Annotated in this window: 5 protein-coding genes and 1 pseudogene; 4 read left to right on the top strand and 2 right to left on the bottom strand. The window is 74.9% G+C overall.

Annotated elements, in window-relative coordinates; all coding sequences use genetic code 11:
- The first annotated feature begins 15 nt into the window (after positions 1-15).
- The 4 genes from egtA to egtD are packed head-to-tail and all read left to right on the top strand — an operon-like array spanning position 16 to position 4452.
- A complete protein-coding gene (gene egtA, locus HYE82_RS33440) occupies positions 16-1302 on the top strand; it encodes an ergothioneine biosynthesis glutamate--cysteine ligase EgtA (RefSeq protein WP_309144538.1) in 1287 nt (428 codons plus the stop codon).
- On the top strand, positions 1299-2651 hold the full coding sequence (gene egtB / locus HYE82_RS33435; protein ID WP_179177974.1) for an ergothioneine biosynthesis protein EgtB: 1353 nt from the start codon (positions 1299-1301) through the stop codon (positions 2649-2651). Before egtA ends, egtB begins: the two co-directional genes overlap by 4 nt.
- Positions 2651-3409 carry an ergothioneine biosynthesis protein EgtC gene (gene egtC / locus HYE82_RS33430; RefSeq protein WP_179177973.1) on the top strand — a complete coding sequence of 253 codons (759 nt, stop codon included), beginning with the start codon at positions 2651-2653 and terminating at the stop codon, positions 3407-3409. The genes egtB and egtC overlap by 1 nt, the downstream gene beginning before the upstream one ends.
- Positions 3406-4452 (top strand): L-histidine N(alpha)-methyltransferase, encoded by a 1047-nt coding sequence (gene egtD, locus HYE82_RS33425; protein WP_179177972.1) that lies wholly within the window; start codon positions 3406-3408, stop codon positions 4450-4452. Before egtC ends, egtD begins: the two co-directional genes overlap by 4 nt.
- 239 nt (positions 4453-4691) lie before the next feature.
- On the opposite strand, the pseudogene HYE82_RS33420 reads toward egtD, so the two are convergent.
- A pseudogene (locus tag HYE82_RS33420) lies at positions 4692-5219 on the bottom strand (lysophospholipid acyltransferase family protein); the annotation flags it as partial.
- Positions 5216-5974 (bottom strand): GNAT family N-acetyltransferase (locus HYE82_RS33415; protein ID WP_179177971.1); only part of this gene is annotated, 759 nt, incomplete at its 5' end. The gene HYE82_RS33415 and the pseudogene HYE82_RS33420, both read right to left, overlap by 4 nt.

Raw genomic sequence — 5974 nt, 5'->3', positions numbered from 1 at the left:
CCCGCCCCCTCCCCCATCACCGAAGCCGCCGCCGAGGACCTCGTCCACGGCATCTGTTTCAAGACGGGCCCGCCGCGCGTGCTGGGAGCCGAGCTCGAATGGCTCGTGATGGACGCCGAGCGGCCCGGTGAGCCGCTTCCCCCCGAGCGGCTGACGGCCGCGCACGACGCGGTCCGCGCCCTCCCCCTCCACTCCCGCTTCAGCATCGAACCCGGCGGCCAGCTGGAGCTCAGCTCCGCTCCTGCCGACTCCCTCTCCGCCTGCGTGGACAGCCTGCAGGCCGACCTCACCGCCGTACGGAGCACACTGCGCTCCCGGGACCTGGTCCTGCGCGGCATCGGCCGCGACCCCCGCACCCCCGTGCGCCGGCTGGTGGGCAGCCCCCGCTACGACGCCATGGAGGCGTACCTCGACCGCTTCGGCCCGGCCGGGCGCGCCATGATGCGCACCTCCGCCTCCGTGCAGGTGTGCGTGGACGCCGGCTACGAGGAGCCGGGCCCGCTCGGCTACGGGCGGCGCTGGCGGCTGGGGCATCTGCTGGGCGCGGTGTTCGTGGCGGCGTTCGCCAACTCCCCCGCGACCGGGGGCCCGTACGCCGGATGGCGGTGTGCCCGTCAGGGAATCTGGCGGGACCTGGACGCCCGGCGGGCGCTCGCCCCGCCGCTGGACGCCAAGCCCCGGCCGGGATGGGTCCGGCACGCGCTGGACACCGAGGTCATGTGCATGCGGTCGTACGGCGACGGGCCGTGGACGGCACCCCGCGGCATGACGTTCCGCGACTGGCTGCGCGCCACGTCCCCCGCCCGGTCCCCGGCCCCGTCCCCGCCGCCGCTGCCCGGCGCGCTGCGGCCGCCGACCACCGATGACCTCGCGTACCACCTGACCACGCTGTTCCCGCCGGTGCGCCCGCGCGGCCACCTGGAGCTGCGGATGATCGACGCCCAGCCCGGGGACGACGGCTGGCTCGTACCGGTCGCGGTCGTGCACGCGCTGTTCGACGACCCGGAGGCCGCCGAGACCGGGTACCGGGTGGCGAAGGCGCTCGCCGACCGGTACGGGCCGGTGCGTGCGCCCCGCAATCCGCTGTGGCAGTCCGCGGCCCGCCACGGCCTGGCCGATCCGGAGCTGCGGGCGGCGGCCGCCCTCTGCTTCCGGGCCGCGGCCGAGGCGCTGCCCCGGCTCGGGGCGAGTGCGCACGTGCAGGACACGGTGGACGCCTTCACCGAGCGTTTCGTGCTGCGCGGACGCTGCCCGGCCGACGAGAACGCGTACCGGCTCACCGGGACGGGGGACCGCTCATGACCGCTGAATCCTTTGTGTCCGCACACGAACCCTGCGAATCCCTCGCGCCCGGCGAGCCCGCGGACCTCCGCGAGCGGGCGCTCAAGGCCCTGACCGCGGCCCGGATCCGTACGGCCGGGCTGACCGATGCGGTGACCGACGAGGACCTCACGGCCCAGCACTCGCCGCTGATGTCCCCGCTGGTCTGGGACCTCGCGCACATCGGGAACCAGGAGGAGCTGTGGCTGCTGCGCCGGGTCGGCGGCCGTGAGGCCATGCACCCGGAGATCGATCCGCTGTACGACGCGTTCGAGCATCCGCGTTCCGAGCGGCCGAAGCTGCCGCTGCTCGGGCCCGCCGAGGCCCGCCGGTACGCGGCCGACGTGCGCGGGCGGGTGTTCGACCTGTTGGAGCGGACGCCGCTGGAGGGCAGCGCGCTGCTCGACTCGGGCTTCGCCTTCGGGATGATCGCGCAGCACGAGCAGCAGCACGACGAGACGATGCTGATCACTCATCAGCTGCGGCGGGGTGCCCCGGTGCTGGCCGCCCCGTATCCGTCCCCGCCGTCGGGGCTGCCGCCGGCGGTGTCCGAGGTGCTGGTTCCGGGCGGCCCGTTCACCATGGGGACTTCGGCGGAGCCATGGGCACTGGACAACGAGCGTCCGGCGCACGTCCGGGAGACGGGGCCGTTCTGGATCGACACGGTGCCGGTGACGAACGCCGCGTTCCAGGCGTTCATCGCGGACGGCGGCTATCTCGACGGCCGCTGGTGGGCGCCGGAGGGCTTCGAGCAGATCCGCCGGCACGGGATCGGGGCGCCGCTGTTCTGGTACCGGGAGGCCGGCCAGTGGCTGCGCCGCCGCTTCGGGATGACCGAGCCGGTGCCGGAGGAGGAGCCCGTCCTGCACGTGAGCTGGTACGAGGCGGACGCGTACGCGCGCTGGGCGGGCCGGCGGCTGCCGACGGAGGCGGAGTGGGAGAAGGCGGCCCGGCACGATCCGGCGACCGGGCGCTCCGCCCGCTACCCGTGGGGGGACGCCGATCCGACGCCCGCGCGCGCCAATCTGGGGCAGCGGCACCTGCGTCCGGCGCCGGCGGGCAGCTATCCGGCGGGGGCCTCCCCGCTCGGGGTGCGCCAGCTGATCGGCGACGTGTGGGAGTGGACGTCCTCGGACTTCCTGCCGTATCCGGGGTTCCGGGCGTTCCCGTACCGGGAGTACTCGGAGGTGTTCTTCGGGCCGGAGTACAAGGTGCTGCGCGGCGGCTCGTTCGCGGTGGACCCGGTGGCCTGCCGGGGCACGTTCCGCAACTGGGACCTGCCGGTGCGGCGGCAGATCTTCTCCGGGTTCCGGACGGCGAGGGATGCCTGATGTGCCGCCATATCGCCTTTGTGGGGCCCGAGGTGCCCCTGGGGAGGCTGCTGAGCGATCCGGAGTATTCGCTCGTACGGCAGTCGTGGGGTCCGCGGCGGCAGCGCCACGGCACGGTCAACGCCGACGGCTTCGGGGTGGGCTGGTACGCGGAGGGGGATCCGGTGCCGGCCCGCTACCGGCGGGCAGGGCCGATCTGGGGGGACCTGACCTTCGCGGACCTGGCCCGGGTGGTGCGGGCCGGGGCGGCCCTGGCCGCCGTACGGGACGCCACGCTGGCGGGGGCGGAGGGGGAGGCCGCGGCCGCCCCGTTCACGGGCGGGCGGTGGCTGTTCAGCCACAACGGCGCGATACGGGGCTGGCCGGGCACGGCGGCCCCGCTCGCGGCGGCCCTGCCGGCCGGCGAGGTGCTGGGGCTGGCCGCCACGACGGATTCGGCGCTCGTCTGGGCGCTGGTGCTGCACCGGCTCCGCCGGGGGGACGACCTGGGCACGGCGCTCGCCGAGCCGGTGCGCGAACTCGCGGAGGCCGCGCCGGGTTCCCGGCTGAACCTGCTGCTGACCGACGGCCGGGCGATCGCCGCGACGGCCTGGGGCGATTCGCTGTGGTACCTGACCGACCCGGCGGCGCAGCGCGTCGTGGTGGCGTCGGAGCCGTACGACGACGATCCGCGCTGGCACGAGGTGCCCGACCGGACCCTGCTGACCGCCCATCGCACCCGGGTCGACCTGACCCCGCTCAAGGAGACCGTCCAGTGAGTGACTTCCAGTTGACCCGCACGCTCGACGAGAACGCCGCCGATTCCGCGCTGCGCGAGGACGTGCTGACCGGGCTGACGCGCTCGCCGAAGGTGCTGCCGCCCAAGTGGTTCTACGACGCCCGCGGCAGCGAGCTGTTCGACGAGATCACCCGGCTGCCGGAGTACTACCCGACGCGCGCGGAGCGGGAGATCCTGCTGGCGCGGGCCGGGGAGATCGCCGCGGTGAGCGGGGCCCGCACGCTGGTGGAGCTGGGTTCCGGTTCCTCCGACAAGACCCGGCACCTGCTCGCGGCGATGCCCGCGCTGGACACGTACGTCCCGGTGGACGTGAGCGCGAGCGCGCTGGAGGGGGCGGCGCAGATCCTGCAGGGGGAGCATCCGGGGCTGCGGGTGCGTGCGGTGGTGGCCGACTTCACCAAGCCGCTGCGGCTTCCCGAGGCGCCCGGGCCGCGGCTGGTGGTGTTCCTCGGAGGGACGATCGGGAACCTGCTGCCGACGGAGCGGGCGGTGTTCCTCTCGTCCGTACGGGCGATGCTGTCGCCGGGGGACGCGCTGTTGATGGGGACGGACCTGGTGAAGGACGAGTCCGTGCTGGTGGCGGCGTACGACGACGCACAGGGGGTGACGGCCGAGTTCAACCGGAACGTGCTGGCCGTCGTCAACCGGGAGCTGGGTGCGGACTTCCGTGCCGAGGACTTCGCGCACGTCGCCGTGTGGAACCGGGAGCAGGAGTGGATCGAGATGCGGCTGCGGGCCCGTTCGGAGCTGGTGGTGAAGGTGCGGGCCCTGGACCTGCTGGTGCCGTTCGAGGAGGGTGAGGAGATCCTGACGGAGGTGTCCGCGAAGTTCCGTCAGGAGGGCGTACGGACGGAGCTGGCGGCGGCCGGACTGGAGCTGACCCGGTGGTGGACGGACGCCGAGGGCCGGTTCGCGCTGTCCCTGTCGGTGGCCGACGGCGGGTCCGGCTGGGCGGACGGGCCCGGCAGCGGCGAGGAGGGGGTGGGGACGGAGGCCGGGTCGCCCGAGGTGATCGCGGCCTGAGCCGCCGCCGCGAGGTCCCGCCGGTGTGCGTACCGGCCCGGCGGGATCCGCGGCAGCAGCCGTACCTCGGCACGGACGCCGCGGGCGCGGGCGATCCGCCAGAGGGAGGCGGTCAGCGGGTCGTCGCCGACGAAGCAGGCGGCGCCCGCAGTGTCCCCGCCGGGCAGCCGGTAGTCGAGCCGGACCGGCTGGACGGGGACGCGTGCATCGATGGCGGACCGGAACGCGGCCCGCCGGAAGGGTCCCTGGGCGCGCCCGCACCATGTGCTGCCCTCGGGGAACACGGTGACCCGGTCGCCGGCCAGCAGGGCGCGAGTGAGGGTGGCGACGGTGCCCGGGAGGGCGCGGATCCGGTCGCGTTCGATGAACAGGGCGCCGGCCTGTTCGGCGAGCCGGCCCAGGCCCGGCCAGGCGCGGATCTCGCTCTTGGCGAGCATCCGGGAGGGCAGGACGGCCGCGACGAGCGGTATGTCCAGCCAGGAGACGTGGTTGGCGACGACGAGGCCGGCGCCGGCCCCGCCCGCACTGCCGTGAACGGTGATGGGCAGCCCGAAGGCCCGCACCAGGGCGGCGGACCAGGCCCGGATCACGGTGTGCCGGGGGCCGGCCGGCAGCAGCCGGACCGGTGGTGCGCCCAGGATTCCGAAGAGGATGAGGGCGGCTGCGGCGGTGAGCCGCAGGACCGCGCGCGGGAGGCCGACGGTGTGCCCGTCGTGACCGGCGCAGTCCTGCGGGGTGCAGGGCGAGGTGGGCAGCCAGACGCTCATGAGGTCGGGGCGAGCGCGAGGAAGTGCTTGAGGTAGCGGGGGTTGGTGCGCCGCAGGGAGAGCAGGACGTACAGGTCGGCGCAGCCGAAGGCGGCGTCGTGGGCGGGCTCTCCGCAGACCCAGGCACCGAGCCGGAGGTAGCCGCGCAGGAGCGGCGGGAGCTGGGTGCGCTCGGGGAAGGCGATGCCCTCGGGGTTCCAGGGGACGTGCGGGGTGACGCGGTACTCGGCGGGGGCGAGGCTGCGGGGCAGGACGTTGTCGCGGGTGGCGGCGGCGAGGACCCCGCCGTCGGCGAGCGGTATCGAGCAGCAGCCCGCGAGCCAGTTGTGCCCGGAACGGTCCATGTAGCGGGCGAGGCCGGCCCAGATCAGGCCTATGGCGGCGCCGTTGCGGTGGTCGGGGTGGACGCAGGAGCGGCCGACCTCGACGAGGTCGGGGCGGATGGGGGCGAGGGCGGAGAGGTCGAACTCGCTCTCGGAGTACAGGCGTCCGGCGACGGCGGCGCGTTCGGGCGGCAGCAGCCGGTAGGTGGCGACGACCTGTTCGGTCTCCTCCTCGACGACGAGGAGGTGGTCGCAGTGGGAGTCGAAGGCGTCGGAGTCAAGGCCGGGCTCGGGGCCGGCGAGGCGCGCGCCGAGCTCGCCCGCGAAGACCTGGTGGCGCAGCCGCTGGGCGGCGCGCACCTCGTCCTCGTCTCGGGCGAGGCGGACGGCGTACCGAGGGGCGGCGGCGGCTTCGGGGGCGGGGGCTTGGAG

It is taken from the genome of Streptomyces sp. BR123, from assembly GCF_013401435.1.
Taxonomy (GTDB): domain Bacteria; phylum Actinomycetota; class Actinomycetes; order Streptomycetales; family Streptomycetaceae; genus Streptomyces.
This window is presented reverse-complemented; position numbering and strand designations above follow the sequence as displayed.

Bases quoted from the DNA above. Each gene is read 5' to 3' on its own strand.
- egtB (WP_179177974.1), top strand. From the start codon at position 1,299: ATGACCGCTGAATCCTTTGTGTCCGCACACGAACCCTGCGAATCCCTC.
- egtC (WP_179177973.1), top strand. From the start codon at position 2,651: ATGTGCCGCCATATCGCCTTTGTGGGGCCCGAGGTGCCCCTGGGGAGG.